This is a genomic window from Bradyrhizobium sp. AUGA SZCCT0182, from assembly GCF_018130185.1.
In the GTDB taxonomy this organism is placed as follows: Bacteria; Pseudomonadota; Alphaproteobacteria; order Rhizobiales; family Xanthobacteraceae; genus Bradyrhizobium.
Genome location: NZ_JAFCLY010000019.1, coordinates 52,759 through 68,060, shown reverse-complemented (window position 1 = coordinate 68,060; position 15,302 = coordinate 52,759). Strand labels below are relative to the sequence as shown.

12 protein-coding genes and 1 pseudogene are annotated in these 15,302 nt (G+C 63.7%); 3 read left to right on the top strand and 10 right to left on the bottom strand.

Annotated features, from left to right (window positions below; all coding sequences use genetic code 11):
* Nucleotides 1-30: 30 nt before the first annotated feature.
* The 9 genes from JQ611_RS20675 to ubiE form a co-directional block, all read right to left on the bottom strand.
* A complete protein-coding gene (locus JQ611_RS20675; RefSeq protein WP_212386302.1) occupies nt 31-753 on the bottom strand; it encodes a nucleotidyltransferase family protein in 723 nt (240 codons plus the stop codon).
* Nucleotides 754-877: 124 nt separating this feature from the next.
* Complete coding sequence (locus JQ611_RS20670) at nt 878-1,204, bottom strand: PilZ domain-containing protein (protein ID WP_212032028.1); 327 nt, start codon at nt 1,202-1,204, stop codon at nt 878-880.
* A 90-nt stretch (nt 1,205-1,294) separates the two neighbouring features.
* Nucleotides 1,295-2,812 (bottom strand): tRNA (adenosine(37)-N6)-threonylcarbamoyltransferase complex ATPase subunit type 1 TsaE, encoded by a 1,518-nt coding sequence (gene tsaE, locus JQ611_RS20665; RefSeq protein ID WP_212386303.1) that lies wholly within the window; start codon nt 2,810-2,812, stop codon nt 1,295-1,297.
* Complete coding sequence (locus JQ611_RS20660; RefSeq protein ID WP_212386304.1) at nt 2,809-5,328, bottom strand: PAS domain-containing sensor histidine kinase; 2,520 nt, start codon at nt 5,326-5,328, stop codon at nt 2,809-2,811. The genes tsaE and JQ611_RS20660 overlap by 4 nt, the downstream gene beginning before the upstream one ends.
* 192 nt (nt 5,329-5,520) lie before the next feature.
* Entirely contained in the window at nt 5,521-7,320 is a 1,800-nt protein-coding gene (locus tag JQ611_RS20655; protein ID WP_212466431.1) for an alkaline phosphatase family protein, read from the bottom strand.
* 123 nt (nt 7,321-7,443) lie between these two features.
* Nucleotides 7,444-7,902 (bottom strand): dUTP diphosphatase, encoded by a 459-nt coding sequence (gene dut / locus JQ611_RS20650; protein ID WP_212264059.1) that lies wholly within the window; start codon nt 7,900-7,902, stop codon nt 7,444-7,446.
* The gene (gene coaBC, locus JQ611_RS20645) at nt 7,899-9,362 is read right to left on the bottom strand and encodes a bifunctional phosphopantothenoylcysteine decarboxylase/phosphopantothenate--cysteine ligase CoaBC (protein WP_212466430.1); all 1,464 of its coding nucleotides are present in this window, start codon (nt 9,360-9,362) and stop codon (nt 7,899-7,901) included. Before coaBC ends, dut begins: the two co-directional genes overlap by 4 nt.
* A gap of 55 nt (nt 9,363-9,417) precedes the next feature.
* The gene (gene ubiB / locus JQ611_RS20640; RefSeq protein ID WP_212386435.1) at nt 9,418-10,992 is read right to left on the bottom strand and encodes a 2-polyprenylphenol 6-hydroxylase; all 1,575 of its coding nucleotides are present in this window, start codon (nt 10,990-10,992) and stop codon (nt 9,418-9,420) included.
* A complete protein-coding gene (gene ubiE, locus JQ611_RS20635) occupies nt 10,989-11,750 on the bottom strand; it encodes a bifunctional demethylmenaquinone methyltransferase/2-methoxy-6-polyprenyl-1,4-benzoquinol methylase UbiE (protein ID WP_212466429.1) in 762 nt (253 codons plus the stop codon). The genes ubiB and ubiE overlap by 4 nt, the downstream gene beginning before the upstream one ends.
* A 79-nt stretch (nt 11,751-11,829) precedes the next feature.
* Here ubiE and mutM point away from each other — a divergent pair, with 79 nt between their 5' ends.
* Complete coding sequence (gene mutM / locus JQ611_RS20630; protein ID WP_212386309.1) at nt 11,830-12,738, top strand: bifunctional DNA-formamidopyrimidine glycosylase/DNA-(apurinic or apyrimidinic site) lyase; 909 nt, start codon at nt 11,830-11,832, stop codon at nt 12,736-12,738.
* Here mutM and JQ611_RS42510 read toward each other — a convergent pair whose 3' ends face one another.
* Entirely contained in the window at nt 12,739-12,867 is a 129-nt protein-coding gene (locus JQ611_RS42510; protein WP_283816770.1) for a hypothetical protein, read from the bottom strand.
* On the opposite strand from JQ611_RS42510, the gene JQ611_RS20625 reads away from it, so the two are divergent.
* The gene (locus JQ611_RS20625) at nt 12,806-13,354 is read left to right on the top strand and encodes a GNAT family N-acetyltransferase (protein ID WP_249133326.1); all 549 of its coding nucleotides are present in this window, start codon (nt 12,806-12,808) and stop codon (nt 13,352-13,354) included. The genes JQ611_RS42510 and JQ611_RS20625 overlap by 62 nt on opposite strands.
* A gap of 108 nt (nt 13,355-13,462) precedes the next feature.
* Nucleotides 13,463-15,138, top strand: a pseudogene (gene ggt, locus JQ611_RS20620) (gamma-glutamyltransferase).
* The last annotated feature ends 164 nt before the right edge of the window (nt 15,139-15,302 follow it).

Genomic DNA, 15,302 nt, shown 5'->3' with positions numbered 1-15,302 from the left:
GGACGACGATAACGGGTCGTACGCGGCGCCTTACGCCACGCTCTCCAGATACGCCTCTTCCGCGGCCTGCACCGCATCGGGGGTTCCGACATGCATCCAGACGCCGTCGAGGCGCAGGCCGAACAGCCGCTCCTGCTCATTGGCCTGGTCGAACAATTTCGTCAGCGAGAACTCGCCCGCGGGCGCACCTGTAAACAGCGACGGCGACATGATCGCGGCGCCGGCATAGACGAACGGCACCACCTGATGTTCACGCCGCTTGCGCAGCGCACCGTCCGGCAGCATCGAGTAATCGCCGCGGCCGGCATAGCCGATGCTGCTGGTGGTCGGCGCCATCAACAGCAGGATATCCATGCGCGCGGGATCGAAGGTCTCGGCCAGCCGCGTCAGATTGGGCCGCACGCCGTCGATCCACATGGTGTCGGCGTTGAGATGGAAGAACGGCTCTGTGCCGAGCAAAGGCAGGGCCTTCACGACGGCGCCGCCGGTGCCGAGCACCTGATCGCGTTCGTCGGAGATGGTAATGCGGGGGCGGGTTCGGGAGGCGGTATGTTCGATGATCTGGTCGGGCAGATAATGCACATTGACCACGGCTTCGCCGACGCCGGCGGCGGCCAGCTTGTCCAGCACGTGATCGAGCAGCGGCTGGCCCATCACGCGCACCAGGGGCTTTGGCATGTGGTCGGTCAACGGGCGCATCCGCAGGCCTAGACCGGCGGCGAGGACCATGGCTTTCTTGGGCGTGACGGACATTTCCTGGATTTCTCGAAACGGATCAGCGCTTGGGATCATATCACGGTGATTCGGCTGATCCAGCGACTGTGAGGCCATAGTCATTGCAGATGACGGCTGTAAGACGACGCTGGCGCGGCGGGGCTCATGCCTCGGCGGTCTCCGCGCCGCGCTTGCCGGCCGCCTTTTTCTTCTTGTCGCCCTGCTTCAGGAAATTGACGCCGATCTGGTCGCCATTGACCCAGGCCAGTTCGCAGCGGCGGTAGGCCAGTCCCGTGGACGACAGCAGCAGAAAGAATTCCTTCAGATGCAGGCCCTCGACGGAACCTTCCACCGTCAGCTTGGCGCCGGTCTCGGAGACGTCTTCCATCACGCATTCACGCCGCCAGGTGCCGTCGATGCCCATCATATGCGCCGGATAGCCGCGCTCGAATGTGACGCGATCTCCCTTGCGCCGCTCTGATGTCGCCATCGCCGTATTCCCGGATTCGAAACAGCCGCTCGCACACGCGGAAGCATAGCCTTCCGCAGATTAAAGCCGGGGTGGCTAACAAGTGGTAAATCAGGCGACCGGCGGCGGCACGTTGGCGGTGTACCATTCGCGAAAATCCGCCAGGGCCGGGTGAGCCAATGAACGGTTCAGATAGGTCCAGATTCGCGGCTGATGACGCAGATATTGCGGCTTGCCATCGCGCCGGTTGAGCCGCGCGAAAGTGCCGAGCAGGCGGGTATTCCGCTGCGCCGACATGATGGCATAGAGCTCGGCGAAACGGGCCGGATCGAAATTGCTGTCGGCGGCGCGCCGCGCCTTGATGTAGCGGGTCAGCAGCGTCAGTTCGAGCGCCTCGGGCACGTCGATCCGCGCGTCCTGCAGCAGCGACACCAGGTCGTAGGCGGCAGGTCCCAGCACCGCGTCCTGGAAATCGATGATGCCGACCCGCAGGATTCCGGAACGATCATCGAGCCAGATGATGTTGGGGGAATGGAAGTCCCGGATCACCCAGGTCCGCGGCGCGGCCGCCGGCTTCTTCAATAACTCCCGCCACATCCCGACGAATTCGTCGCGCAGCTCCTGGCTTGGCTCGACGCCGCGATCGGGCATGTACCACTCAAGCATCAGCCCCATCTCGACCAGCCACGCTTCGGTGTCGAATACGGGAATGGCGTGGGTCGATTGCAATGTCAGCAGCAGGATGTCCGGCAGCGGCTCGCGATGCAGCGCCGCCAGCATGTCGGTCGCGGCCTCGTAGCGCTCCACGATCGGTTGCGGCGGATCGCCTTCGACGATGCCGGCGTGGCCGAAATCCTCGGTGATCAGGAAACCGGCATCGAGGTCCTGGTGGCGGATCGCCGGCGCCGAGAAGCCGCGCTCGCGCAGGCCGTTGGCGATGGCGACGAACGGCTTGACGTCTTCGGCCAGATGCACGGCGGCGCTGTAGGATTTGCCGTCATAGATCGCCGGGCCGTCCGGCCGCTTCGGCGAATTCATCAGGATGGCTGTGCCGCCCAGATGCAGCCGCGCATAGGAACGCGTCGAGGCATCGCCGGGCATGCGCTCGCGCTGCGCTTCCAAAAAGCCTGATGTTTCGAGAAACTGGCGCAGGACTTTAAGTCTCTCGACCTGGGCCGCCGCCTTGCCGTGACCGGTAAACTCGGCGGCGCGCGCACTGGATCCGAACGCGGGACGATGGCTGAAGGCGATGTCGATGCGGTCGTCCGGCAGCGCGTCCGCAGCGCGCTCCGGCCATTCGATCAGCGCCAACGCCCCCTCGGGCAGCGGCGACAGCCCGATTTCCTCCAGCTCGCTCGAATCGTTGATGCGATAGAGATCGGCGTGAACGATCGGAAACGGCTGGTCATAGCTTTGCGCCAGCGTGAATGTCGGGCTCGGCACTTCCAGCGCCTCGTCGTTGGCGAGGTAGCGGATCATCGCGCGCGCCGCTGACGTCTTGCCGGCGCCGAGATCGCCCGACAGCGTGATCACATCGCCGGGGCCAACCAGCAGCGCCAAGTCGGCCATCAGTTGCGCGGTCGCGGTCTCGTTCGCGAGCGCCACCGAGAATGTCGCGGGGCCGGTCATTCGGCGGCGTTGCGATGGGCGTTCTGGTCGATCGGAAAGTCGCACGTGACCGTCGTGCCCTTGCCGAGTTCCGAATCGACCCGCACCTTGCCGCCGTGCAGTTCGACAAAGGAGCGCACCAGCGACAGACCAAGCCCCGCGCCGCGGTGCCGCGAGCCGTTGGAATGGCTCTCGAACCAGTCGAACACCTTGTCCTTGACGTCGGGCGGGATGCCCGGTCCGGAATCGGTGACGGTGAAGATGACGCGATGCTCGTTGCGCCGTGCGCTGATGCTGACGGTTGCATCATGCGGCGAGAAGCCGACGGCATTGGCAAGCAGGTTATAGAGCACCTGCACCACGCGGCGCTCGTCGCCGGTGAAGTCGCCGATGCTGGGATCGATGTCGACCTTGAGTTCGATACGGTCGGTGGCGAGCCGGTCCTGAATGCCTTCCCTGGCCGACTCGATGGCTTTCGCGATGTTGACCGGGCCGAGTTCGAGCTTCATGGCGCCGGCGTCGATGGTGGCGAGGTCGAGGATGTTGTTGGTCAGCGCCAGCAGCGCGTTGGTGGATTTGGTGACGTAGTCGAGATACTCGGCCTGCTTTGGCGTCAGCGGACCGGTCGAGGGATCGCTCAGGAAGTGCGCGAAGCCGATGATGGTGGTGAGCGGGGCGCGCAGTTCGTAGGACACGTGGTGGACGAAATCGACCTTCATCTGGTCGGCGGTCTCGAGCGCCTCGTTGCGTTCGCGCAGCGCGCGTTCGACGTTTTCGGTGTCGCTGATGTCCTGGAAGGTCAGCATCGTGGCGCCGTCGGGCAGCGGCATGGTCATGCAGGTCAGCACGCTGCCGTCCTTGCGCTCGAGCTTCAGCGCCACCTGCGCCCGGTTGCCGATCGCGGTGATCGCCTCGCGCAGCGTGCGCCAGGTCAGATCGTCGTCGAACAGCGGCTTGCACCAGGATTCCACGGTCTCGATGTGGGGCTGTTCGCGCAGCTGCTCTTCCGACAGTTTCCACATCTTCGCAAAGGCGGGATTGAACAGTTCCACGCGGCCATTGCTGCCGAACACCGCGACCGCTTCGGCGAGATTGTTGAGCGTCTCGTGCTGTACCCTTGTCAGCCCGTCGAACCGCCGCGCCAGATCGAGGCTTTCGGTGACATTGTCGAACAAATAGGTGACGCCGCCTTCGAGGTTCGGCGTCGTGACGACGCTGACCGCGCGGCCGTCGGGCAGGAACCAGGTGTAGGTCTCCGGCTCGACCGCGCGATAGGCCTCGTGCAGCTTGGCTTTCCAGGCCCGGAAGTCCGGCTGCTCGGGGAGTTTGCGCGTGGCGCGCAGCCGGTCGAGCACGCTGGAATCGTCGGGCTGGCCGTCGAGGAAGGCCTGATCGAGGCCCCACAGCCGGCGGTAGGATTCGTTGTAGAAGGCGAGCCGGCGCTGGGCGTCGAATACCGCAACCCCCGACGACAATTGGTCGAGAGTGCGGCGATGCGCCTCCACCATCCGCTGCAGCGCGGCGCGCAGCTGGGTCGCCTCGCTGGCGTCGATCGCGATGCCGGCGCTGCCGCCGCCAAGCTTCAAGGCCTGCACGTCATAGATCCGCCGTTCGCCGCTGACGACGATCGGCAGCCGCGCGCTGAAGCTGGAACTGTCGTTCAAGGTCCGGCTCATGTCGGTGCGCTGGTCGGTTTCCAAAAGTTCAAGGTTGCGACGGACGACATCGGCGACGCTGGTTCCTTCGGTCGCCCGCACATAGGCCGTATTGGCGTAGCGCAGATTGCCCTCGGGGCTCTTGGCCCATATCGGCCAGGGCGCGGCGGCGGCGAAGTCACGCAGCAGCTCGGTCTCTTCCTGCAGCGTCTTGTAGCGCAGGTTGGATTCGGCGAGTTCGCGGCGCAGCCCGCCGAGTTCGCGAATCCGAACAACGGCTTGGCCGCCGATGGCGCGGCCCATCGCCTCGATCGCGCGGCCGTTCGAGGTCGAGAGGTTGAGCAGAAAGCCTTCCCCTGCCTCGCGCAACGCATCGACGGCATGGTCCATCTGCAGCGCCGGTTCCGGCGGCAGCCAGGTTCCAAAGGCGAGGATCCGCTGCGGTGAGTTTTGCAACGCTTCCTGCGAGATCAGCAGCGCGGTGTCACCGCTGATCTGGGGCCGGCTGTCGCCCGCGGCCCAGGAGATCAGAATTTGCGGCTCGGCGAACAGCAGAGCCCGCAGCCGGTCGGCCTGAACCTGCAGATCGGCGATGTCCTGGCGCAGGCGGACCTCGGTGCGGGTCGCCTTGACGCGGGTGCGCATCAACAGGATTGCCGCCACGACGGTGAAGCCGAGCAGCGACAATGCCGTGGTCAGCACCGCGAATTCCTGGTGATTGAGGTCGAGCCAGGCCGAAATCACCTCGGAGAGCGGCAAATCGCCGGCCAAAGCCGGTTCCGATACGATGGATAAAGCAGAGGCGAGCGCGATCATGCCGTGACGTGCCAGTGAGGTGCACGACAGCAGGTTTCGACGCATCGCCGCGACTACGCCCGACATGATTTGCCCCAGAACGCACGACTTCAGGCCCGGCGCTTACATCAGCCGTGCACGAATCGAGTGAGAGTATCCCCAACGCGACTCCGTGGGTAAGAGTCCAGACCGTGAACGTGAATCTGGCTGTGCAAAAAGGGGCGGATAACGTCGCGCCCAAAGCCGACGTCCGGTCTCATCGCTTGCTACAGCACCTCTTCACCTCGCACTATCAGGCACCTTCAGTCCGACGGTGCGTCCTGGAAAGCCAGCGGCGTCAAAATAGCGCGTCGAGCCGACAAACTGCATGTTCACGATGGTGCGCAGGCCGTTGTCGCCCCGCTTCGAGACAATGTCCTGTCGCCACGACCGGGCGGGCTTCCCGCCGAGGAGTGCTTCGGTAAGCGCGCGGCCACGCAGCTTGCCGACCGGCGGAAGCGTGACACCCAGGATCTTTTCCAGCGTCGGAGCGATATCGGCGTTGCTGACTGGGGCCGTATCGTTGAAGCCGGTCTTGAACGCAGGCCCGATGGCCGCCATGAAGTTCCCGGTATCGGCGCGGCTAAAGCTGCCGTGATGGCCTTGCCCCTGCAAGAGGGTGGTATCGGATACGGTCACGCTACAAAACAGCGGCTGATCACACCCCGTCGTTTCGGAGCGGAAATTGACGACGATGGCCGGCGTTGGCGTTCGCGCTCCCCCTTTGAGGCCCACTCTGCTCAGCGGCAGGGTTCCCGGAATCGGTCCAAGGTCATTACGAACGAAGACGCCGCTGGTGTAGTCTTGCGCCAGGAGCGCCTTGACCACCTGCCTCACCATGGTCTTGGCGTTGTCCTGCGGTAGATAGATGAGATCGTTGCCTCCGTTGGCGCCAACCACGATATCGGGTTTGGCCGGATCGTTGCCGATCGAAGCGCTGGCGCGGCGCGGGTATTTCCCGGCCTTGTAGTCGATGCCAGCGCCTTGAGCGGAGGGCTCATGCAGCGGCAGGCCCACAGCGTGCGCAAGGTCGATGGCAAGAAAGCCGGGTGGCAACTGCCCTTCGGGCACATTGTCGTATTTCAGTTTTGCAGCTGGACTGGTCTTGCTTTGCTTCGACACCGTGCTGAAGCCGTGGTCGGCGGTGATGAAGATGTTGGTGTCGGCCTCGAGCCCAAGTTCTTTGAGCGCAGCGACGATCGCCGCAAGATCGTCGTCGGCCACCTTGATTGCGGCAAGCGAGGTCGGACCGTTGATGCCGGGAACAAGTTCATTGACGCTGTCGCGCTGGGAGTGCTGGGTGCCGTCCGGATCGGATGACCAATACAGCAGCATGAACGGCTTCTTGTTCTCCTTGAAATGCGGCAACAGCACCTTGGTGACGACGTCGCGATAATATTTCTGCTGCACGATATTGGTAGCCTTGCCGGGATTTTCGCGTTGCGCGCGCCCCGGCGTTTCCAGCGCCAATCCGGCCTTCTTGAGCATCTCGACGAGATCCGGCCGCAACGCGATGCCATCCTTCTTGCCGGTATCGTCGTCGAAGAAAATCGTGGTCTTGCCGTCGAGCTGGGTGAGGTCATGGATCGCCACCGGCCCGACCTTGCCGAGGGCGGCCGTGAAGTAGCCCTTGTCACGCGCCGCCGCCATGATCGAGCGCTCGGCAATGAAATTTCCGCCGTGATGCTGGTTCAGCTCACTCAACACCGCATTGTTCTGGATGAAAGGCGTTATGGTTCCGGCTGCGCTGGCAACCGGAAAGCCGGTGTAGAACACGTTGCCGAAATCTCCGGTGTCGCCAATCAGGTGACCGGTCGCGATCACCGAGGCGTTCGACGTCGTAATGGTCGGATAGACCGAATGACTGTTCGAGAAGTTGACACCTGTGTCCCGTATCCGGGCGAATGTGGGGGCTCGCTCGGGCGTAACAGCAGCGGCGCGAAGACCGTCAGCGACGAACAGGATGACGTTCTGTTGGGCATTGCATGGTAGCGTGCCCGACAGGATAGCGAACACCGCGCAGACGATTAATTTCCCCATGGTGCCCCCCGGCATTGCGAATTATTGGAGCGCAGTATGAGGGAAAGCGCTGCTTGCGCCAAGCATTCTCACGGCAAGGCAAGCTGCCGCGTAACGTGCCAATTCAGCTGGAGTTGAAGTGGCTTAACGCCCGGTCGAGCCGAAACCGCCGGCGCCGCGGTCGGTGGTCGATAGCGTGTCGACCTGAACCAGTTGCGCCTGCGTGACCGGCGCGATCACCATCTGCGCGATGCGTTCGCCGCGCCGGATCGGGAATGGCGCCTCGCCATGGTTGATCAGGATCACGTTGATCTCGCCGCGATAATCCGCGTCCACCGTGCCGGGCGTATTGAGGACAGTGACGCCGTGCTTTGCCGCCAGCCCCGAGCGCGGCCGCACCTGCGCCTCAAATCCCGGGGGCAATGCGATGGCAAGGCCGGTGGGCACCATCGCGTATTTGCCCGGCGGCAGGATCAAGGGCGTTTCCGCCGGCACCGCCGCCAGCAGATCCAGCCCCGCCGCGTCCGCGCTCTGATAGGCCGGCAGCGCCAGGCCCTCGGCGTGCGGCAATTGCATGATGTCGACCTTGACCGTTGCGCTCACGAATTCTTCTCCAGTGATTTTGCGATCCGCGCCACCAGTTCGGTCGCGACCTGTTCTTTCGTCATGACCGGCCAAGAGTCCACTTCAATATTGTCCACTGCAATGTTATCGACGCCGGCTTCTTTGCCGTCCCGCGTCAGCAGATGCACGGTGTTGCGGTCGCCGCCCATCACGCCGGTTGAAGGTGAAACATCGTTGGCGACGATCCAGTCGCAGCCCTTGCGCGCGATCTTGGCCTTTGCATTTTCGATCAGATGTTCGGTCTCGGCGGCGAAGCCGATCACCAGCGGCGGGCGCTTATCCCCAAGTTTTGAAATCGTCGCCAGGATGTCGGGGTTTTCGAGCAGTTGCAGCGGCGGCATGCCGGCCGATGTCTTCTTCAATTTCTGCTCGCCCTCATTGGCGACGCGCCAGTCGGCGACGGCGGCAGCGAAGATCGCGATGTCGGCGGGCAATGCGGCTTCGACCCGGTGCAGCATGTCGCGCGCCGATTCGACCCGGATCACCGTCACGCCTGCGGGATCGCGCAAGTCCACCGGGCCGGACACCAGCGTCACGTCGGCGCCCGCGGCCTGCGCCGCGGCGGCGATCGCAAAACCCTGCTTGCCCGACGAGCGGTTGGCGATATAGCGCACCGGATCTATCGGCTCATGGGTCGGGCCCGCGGTTATCAGCACGCGTTTTCCCAAGAGCGGACGCGGGCGCGGCGGACGCAGGATGTCGACTGCGGCAGCGGCAATTTCCACGGCCTCAGACATCCGTCCGACGCCGGCCTCGTTGGTCTCGGCCATCTCGCCGGCATTGGGGCCGATCATGGTGACCCCGTCGCGGCGAAGCTGCAGCACGTTACGGCGGGTGGCGGGGTTGTTCCACATCAAGGGGTTCATCGCCGGTGCCAGCAGGATCGGCTTGTTGGCAGCCAGCAGGATAGCGCTTGCGAGATCGTCGGCGTGGCCATGCGCCATCTTCGCCATCAGGTCGGCCGTCGCCGGTGCGACCACGATCAGATCGCATTCACGCGCCAGACGGATGTGACCGGCGTCGAATTCGCTGCCGGGGTCGAACAGGTCCGTATAGACGCGCTCATGCGACAGCGCGCTCGCGGACAGCGGCGTGACGAATTGCTGCGCCGCCTTGGTCAGCACGCAGCGGACCTCGATGCGCCGCTCCTTCAGCCGCCGGATCAGTTCGAGCGATTTGAAGGCGGCGATGCCGCCGCCGATGATCAGCGTGACGCTGGCCTGATTGGCCGCATCGGCGATCGCCGGCGCGCGGGCGGAGGCTTGCTCAGGCGGCGTCATGCCGGCAGACGGGGAGGCAGGAAATTCGGGGCGGTCCTGGATGAGGTCGCCCAGGATGACCCGGACTTCTTCTTCCACCGAACGGCCGTTGCCGGCGGATCGCAGCCGCAAATAGGCCTTTACGGCGTCGTCGAGCTTTCGGATGGTGAGGCTGGCCATGGTCGGCTCCAGGCAGGCATGATGTCAATGCTAGCATACAATGCATGCATTGCAATCACATTTGCCGGACAGCCACCAGAATCCCGATAAATGTCACGGCGATGATCCAAAGCGCCACGGTGCGCCAGCGGCTCTTGCGCCCCTCGGCCCTGCCCAGCGCCGCAATCGTCTCCGGCGACAGTGTGACGCCCTCCCGGGTCATCTTCTCCAGCTGCTCCAGCACCGCCACCGAGCGCGTGGCAACTGCCGGCAGGCCTGCCAGCACGCGGCCAAGATCGCCCGCGCCGGACACCGCGCCCTGGATACGTCCGATCGGGCCGAGATTGCGCTCGATCCATTCGCGCACCACGGGATCGGCGACCTTCCAGATATCAAGCTTGGGATCGAAACCGCGCGCCACGCCCTCGACCACCACCATGGTCTTTTGCAGCAGGATCAGTTCGGGGCGGGTCTGCATGTCGAACAGCCCGGTGACCTCGAGCAGCAAGGTCAACAGCTTCGCCATCGAGATGTCTTCGGCGATGCGGTTGTGGATCGGCTCACCGATGGCGCGGATCGCCTGCGCGAAATTCTCGACCGAGTGATGGCCGGGCACATAGCCGGCCTCGAAATGCACCTCGGCGACGCGGCGGTAGTCGCGGGTAATGAAGCCCAGAAGAATTTCGGCGAGGAAGCGCCGCTCCTTCAGGCCAAGCCGGCCCATGATGCCGAAATCGACGGCGACCAGGCGGCCGGCCTCATCGAGGAACAGATTGCCGGGATGCATGTCGGCATGAAAGAAGCCATCGCGCAGCGCGTGGCGCAGGAAACTCTGGATCACCTTGCGCCCGAGATCGGGCAGGTCGATCTGCGATTGTGCGAGGCGCGCGTGGTCGTTGAGCGCGATGCCGTCGATCCACTCCATCGTCAGCACGTTGTGGGTGGTGCGGTCCCAATCCACCGCCGGCACGCGGAAATCCGGATCGTCGCGCGTGTTCTCCGCCATCTCGGACATCGCGGCCGCTTCCAGCCGCAAGTCCATCTCCATCGCGACCGAGCGCGACATCGTGTTGATGACCTCGATCAGCCGCAGCCGGCGCGCTTCAGCCGAATGCGCTTCCGCATTATTCGCAACGAAAAAGAAATCGGCGAGGTCGCGGCGGAAACGTGCGGCGACGTTCGGTCGCAGCACCTTGACGGCGACGGCCTTGCGCACGCCATCGCGCTCGGTCTCGCCGCGATGAACCTGCGCGATCGAAGCTGCGGCAACCGACGGCCCGAAGCTCGCAAACGCCTGTGCTACAGGGCGTTCCAGCGAGGTCGCGATGACCGCCTCGGCCTCGCTTTGCGAAAACGGCGGCAGCCGATCCTGCAAGGCTTCCAGATCCCGCGCCATCGCAACGCCGACCACGTCGGGCCGCGTCGCCAGAAACTGTCCGAGCTTGAGATAGGCGGGGCCGAGCCGGGTCAGCGCCCGCGACAGCCGCGGGCCGGATTTGGCGCCGGGCCGCTCGATGATCCGCGCCAGCTTGAGCGCGAGTTGCCCGGGCGGCGGCACCAGGCTCGGATCGACAACGCCGAACACGCCCTCGCGTGCGAACACAAAGCCGGCGCGGACAAGCCGCGCGATGTGGGTCGCCGCAGAAATCACAAACGCCAGCCCGAATGCAGCGCCACGATACCGCCGGAGAGGCTTTCCCATTTCACCCGCGAGAAGCCGGCGGCGCTGATCATCTCGGCAAAGGCGTTGGGCCTCGGAAATTTCCGGATTGATTCAACGAGGTATTGGTAGGAGTCGGCGTCGCCGGTCACGGCGCGGCCGAGCGGCGGGATCACCTTGAACGAGAAAAAGTCATAGAGCCGGTCGAGCCCGGGCACATCGACGGCGGAGAATTCCAGGCACAGGAATCTGCTGCCGGGTCTCAGCACGCGGTAGGCTTCCTTCAGCGCGGCATCGATCCGCGGCACGTTGCGGATGCCGAACGCGATCGTATAGGCGTCAAACGCGCGATCCGGAAATTCCAGCGCCTCGGCGTTGCCCTCGACGAACGAAACCTGCTGGTCGAGATGCCGCGCAATCGCGCGGTTGCGGCCGACGTCGAGCATGTCGGTATTGATGTCGCAGACCGTGGCGCGGAAGCCGGTGCCTGCCGCCTTGGCGGCGCGAAACGCGATATCGCCGGTGCCGCCGGCAACATCCAGCAGCGCGAACGGCGCATCGCCCTTCGGCGGATTGAGCTTATTGATCATGATGTCTTTCCAGACCCGGTGCAGGCCCGCCGACATCAGATCGTTCATCAAATCATAGCGCGACGCCACGCTGTGAAACACGTCGTTCACCAGCGTCTGCTTGTCCCCAAAGGGGACGTCCCTGAAGCCAAAATGCGTCGTTTGGTCCGGCCGATCCATCAACTTATCTCCATGGCCTGACCATAGCGCGCCCGCCGCAATGGCGCTATCACGTCACCTTCATAAGGTGAATAGCTGCATGCCTGAATTACCCGAAGTTGAGACCGTCCGCCGCGGCCTGCAACCCGCCATGGAGGGGTCAAAAATCGTCAAGGCGGAAGCCCGGCGGAAAGATCTGCGGTTTCCCTTTCAAAAAGACTTTATCGCGCGGCTGGAGGGCCAGACCGTGACCGGCCTTGGCCGCCGCGCCAAATATCTGATGGCGGACCTGACCTCGGGCGACGTGCTGCTGATGCATCTAGGCATGTCGGGCTCGTTTCGCGTGCTGGAAAACGGCGCCAACAGCACAAGCAAGAATACACCTGGCCAAAATACACCTGGCCAATTCCATCTCCCGCGCAGCGAAGACCGCGCCCATGATCACGTCGTGTTCCACATGTCGTCGGGCGCCTCTGTCGTGTTCAACGATCCGCGCCGCTTCGGTTACATGAAGATTATCGCCCGCAACGCGCTGGAGGAGGAGCCGCTGCTGAAAGGGCTCGGTCCCGAACCGCTCGGCAATGAATTTGATGCAAGGATGCTGGCGCAATCCTGCCACAACAAGAAAACCAGCCTGAAGGCCGCCTTGCTCGACCAGCGCGTGGTGGCGGGACTTGGCAACATCTATGTCTGCGAAGCGCTTTATCGCGCCCATCTGTCGCCGCGCCGGCTGGCTGCGACCCTGGCGACGAAGAAAGCCGAGCCGACCGACCACGCCAAGCGCCTGGTCGGCTCGATCCACGATGTCTTGAACCAGGCGATCAAGGCCGGCGGCTCCTCGATCAGCGACCATCGCCAGACCTCGGGCGAACTCGGCTATTTCCAGCACTCGTTCCAGGTCTATGACCGCGAGGGCGAGAAATGCCAGACCGCGCGCTGCGGCGGCGTCGTGCGGCGCTTCGTCCAGAACGGCCGCTCGACCTTCTGGTGCCCGAAATGCCAGAAGTAGTCACGCACGTCCGCGCCGCAGCATCGACATCATGAACACGCCGACGATCCAGACCTCGCGCCTGATCCTGCGACCGCTCGCGCTATCCGACGCGCCGGCGATCCAGCGCCATTTCAACAACTGGAACATTATCCGGAATCTCGCATCCGTCGTGCCCTGGCCCTATCCGGACGACGGCGCGGAAAGCTTCATCAGGATTCAGTTGGAAAAAATCACCGCGGGCGAAGAACTCTATCACTGGGTCTTGGTATTGCGAGCGGGCGACGGCGAGGCCATCGGCAACATCCATTTTCGACCCTCGGCGGACAGCCCGAAAGGCAACCGGGGATTCTGGCTCGCCGAGCCCTATTGGAGTCGCGGACTGATGACCGAGGCCATCTCGGCCGTAAACGATTTTGCCTTCAACACGCTCGCTATCGAGCAGTTCTACGTTTGCAACGTGGCTTCCAATGAAGCGTCCCGCCGCGTCAAGCAAAAGACCGGAGCCGAGTTCGTTGGCTACATCGAACTCGCGCATCACAACGGCCAGTCGAAATCGGAAAAGTGGCGCGTGACGCGCGAAAACTGGCTGCGCCTGGCTCCATCTCGTTCCGAAACGGACGTAAACAGGCAGTAAGCGCAACAATGCAACCGCCCAATTATAACATTGTGGCTAATCCGCATGATTACTGGCGCGGTTTGGCTGAAATGCCAGCCGCAGAACAACAAAGAAACGGGAAACAACATGACCAGCAACTGGCGGGATCGCGCGGCCACTACTTTTCAATGTCAGAAGCAGCCGGCGACTTCCAGCCGCGGCATGGTGGTGAGCAATCATCCGCTGGCCTCGAGCGCGGGCGCCGAGATGTTGGCGGCCGGCGGCAACGCCATCGATGCGGCGATCGCGACGCTGTTCACGCTGACGGTGGTCGAGCCGATGATGGTCGGCATCATCGGCGGCGGCATGGCACATATTCGCCTCGCCGACGGCAGCCATCGCTTCATCGACGGCCAAAGCACCGTTCCGCTGTCCGTCCCGACACCTACAAATCAAAACCGGGTTCGGCGCATGACGTGTTCGACACGGTTGGCAACGAAAATCTAAACGGTCCGAAAGCGGTGGCGACACCGGGCTCGCTGAAAGCCTGGTGCGAAACGCTGCAAAGGTTCGGCACCATGAGCCTTGCCGACGTGATGCAGCCCGCGATCAAGCACGCCTCGCGCGGCTATGCCGCGACGCCCTATCTGCACGAATGCATCAGCGACAGCGCGGCTGACATGCTGAAGGACAAGGCGATCTCGGCGGTCTTTCTGCCCAAGGGGGTGCCGCTGAAGGCCGGTGAGCGCGTGGTGCAGTCGGAATATGCGGAGACGCTGACTCACATTTCGCAGCACGGCGCAGCGGCGCTGTACCAGGGACCGCTCGGCGATATCCTGGTCGACTACATGAAAGCGCATGGCGGCTTCATCAGCCGTGAAGACCTCACCACCTACAGGACCGTCGAGCGCCAGCCGATCCGCGCTGATTATCGCGGTTGGGAAATTCAGGGGCCGCCACCGCCCGCGGCCTCCGGCGTGCACATCGCGCAGATGCTCAACATTCTGGAAGGCTACGATATCGCACGCCTCGGCTTCGGTTCGGCGGAGACGATTCACTATCTCGCCGAAGTGCTGAAGATTGCCTTTGCCGATCGCGCGGCCGCCAGCGGTGATCCTGACTTCATCAACGTGCCGGTGGAGCGGCTGACGTCGAAGGCCTATGCTGACGAACGTCGCCGCGCGATCGATCCCGGCCGCGCGCAGCAATGGGGCGCCGGCGTCGCGCAACTCGAAGGCGCGCACACCACGCATATGACGGCGGCGGATGCGTTTGGGAACGTGGTCGCGACCACGCAGACCATCAACAATCTGTTCGGCGCCAAGATCATGATCCCCGGTCTCGGCACCGTGCCGAACAACTACATGAACCTCTATGATCCCCGGCCCGGCCATGCGCTGTCACTGGCGCCGGGCAAGCGCGTCACCACCTCGATGTCGCCAATGATGGCGCTGCGCGACGGCAAGCTGGTCTATGCGCTCGGCCTGCCCGGTGGAAAGCGGATCTTTCCGAGCGCGATGCAGGCGCTGATCAATCTGATCGACCATGGCATGAGTCTGCAGGAAGCCGTCGAGGCGCCGCGGGTCTGGACCGAGGGCAATGCGCTGGAAGTGGAATCGGCGGTGTTGGAAAGCGTTCGCGCCAAACTCACGGCCATGGGCCACAGAGTGCAGGCGGTGCCGACGGTCGCCGGCGGCATGAATGCCATTCAATTCCACGACGACGGCCAGATGTCGGGCGCAGCCTGCTGGCGCGCCGACGGCACACCGATCGGCATCGCAGGCGGGCTTGCGCGCGCCGGCGTGAGGTTCGGGCTGGCCTAGCAAATAGGTGGACGCAATTTCTCGGATTCGAAGATTGTCGCACTTTCGTTGTGGTTGAAAATAGCGCAAATATTTTCGTGCGATTCCGTCGATGCGGCAGGAATTGCGTACTAGTACGGGCCGCCTGTTTCTCCATTCTTCATGGTTAATGCCCACCCTGATGC

Coding starts and splice junctions, on each gene's coding strand:
- JQ611_RS20675 (WP_212386302.1), bottom strand. CDS start 753: ATGTCCGTCACGCCCAAGAAAGCCATGGTCCTCGCCGCCGGTCTAGGC.
- JQ611_RS20660 (WP_212386304.1), bottom strand. CDS start 5,328: ATGTCGGGCGTAGTCGCGGCGATGCGTCGAAACCTGCTGTCGTGCACC.
- coaBC (WP_212466430.1), bottom strand. CDS start 9,362: ATGGCCAGCCTCACCATCCGAAAGCTCGACGACGCCGTAAAGGCCTAT.
- JQ611_RS42510 (WP_283816770.1), bottom strand. CDS start 12,867: ATGTTCCAGTTGTTGAAATGGCGCTGGATCGCCGGCGCGTCGGATAGC.
- ubiE (WP_212466429.1), bottom strand. CDS start 11,750: ATGGATCGGCCGGACCAAACGACGCATTTTGGCTTCAGGGACGTCCCC.
- JQ611_RS20670 (WP_212032028.1), bottom strand. CDS start 1,204: ATGGCGACATCAGAGCGGCGCAAGGGAGATCGCGTCACATTCGAGCGC.
- JQ611_RS20655 (WP_212466431.1), bottom strand. CDS start 7,320: ATGGGGAAATTAATCGTCTGCGCGGTGTTCGCTATCCTGTCGGGCACG.
- tsaE (WP_212386303.1), bottom strand. CDS start 2,812: ATGACCGGCCCCGCGACATTCTCGGTGGCGCTCGCGAACGAGACCGCG.
- mutM (WP_212386309.1), top strand. CDS start 11,830: ATGCCTGAATTACCCGAAGTTGAGACCGTCCGCCGCGGCCTGCAACCC.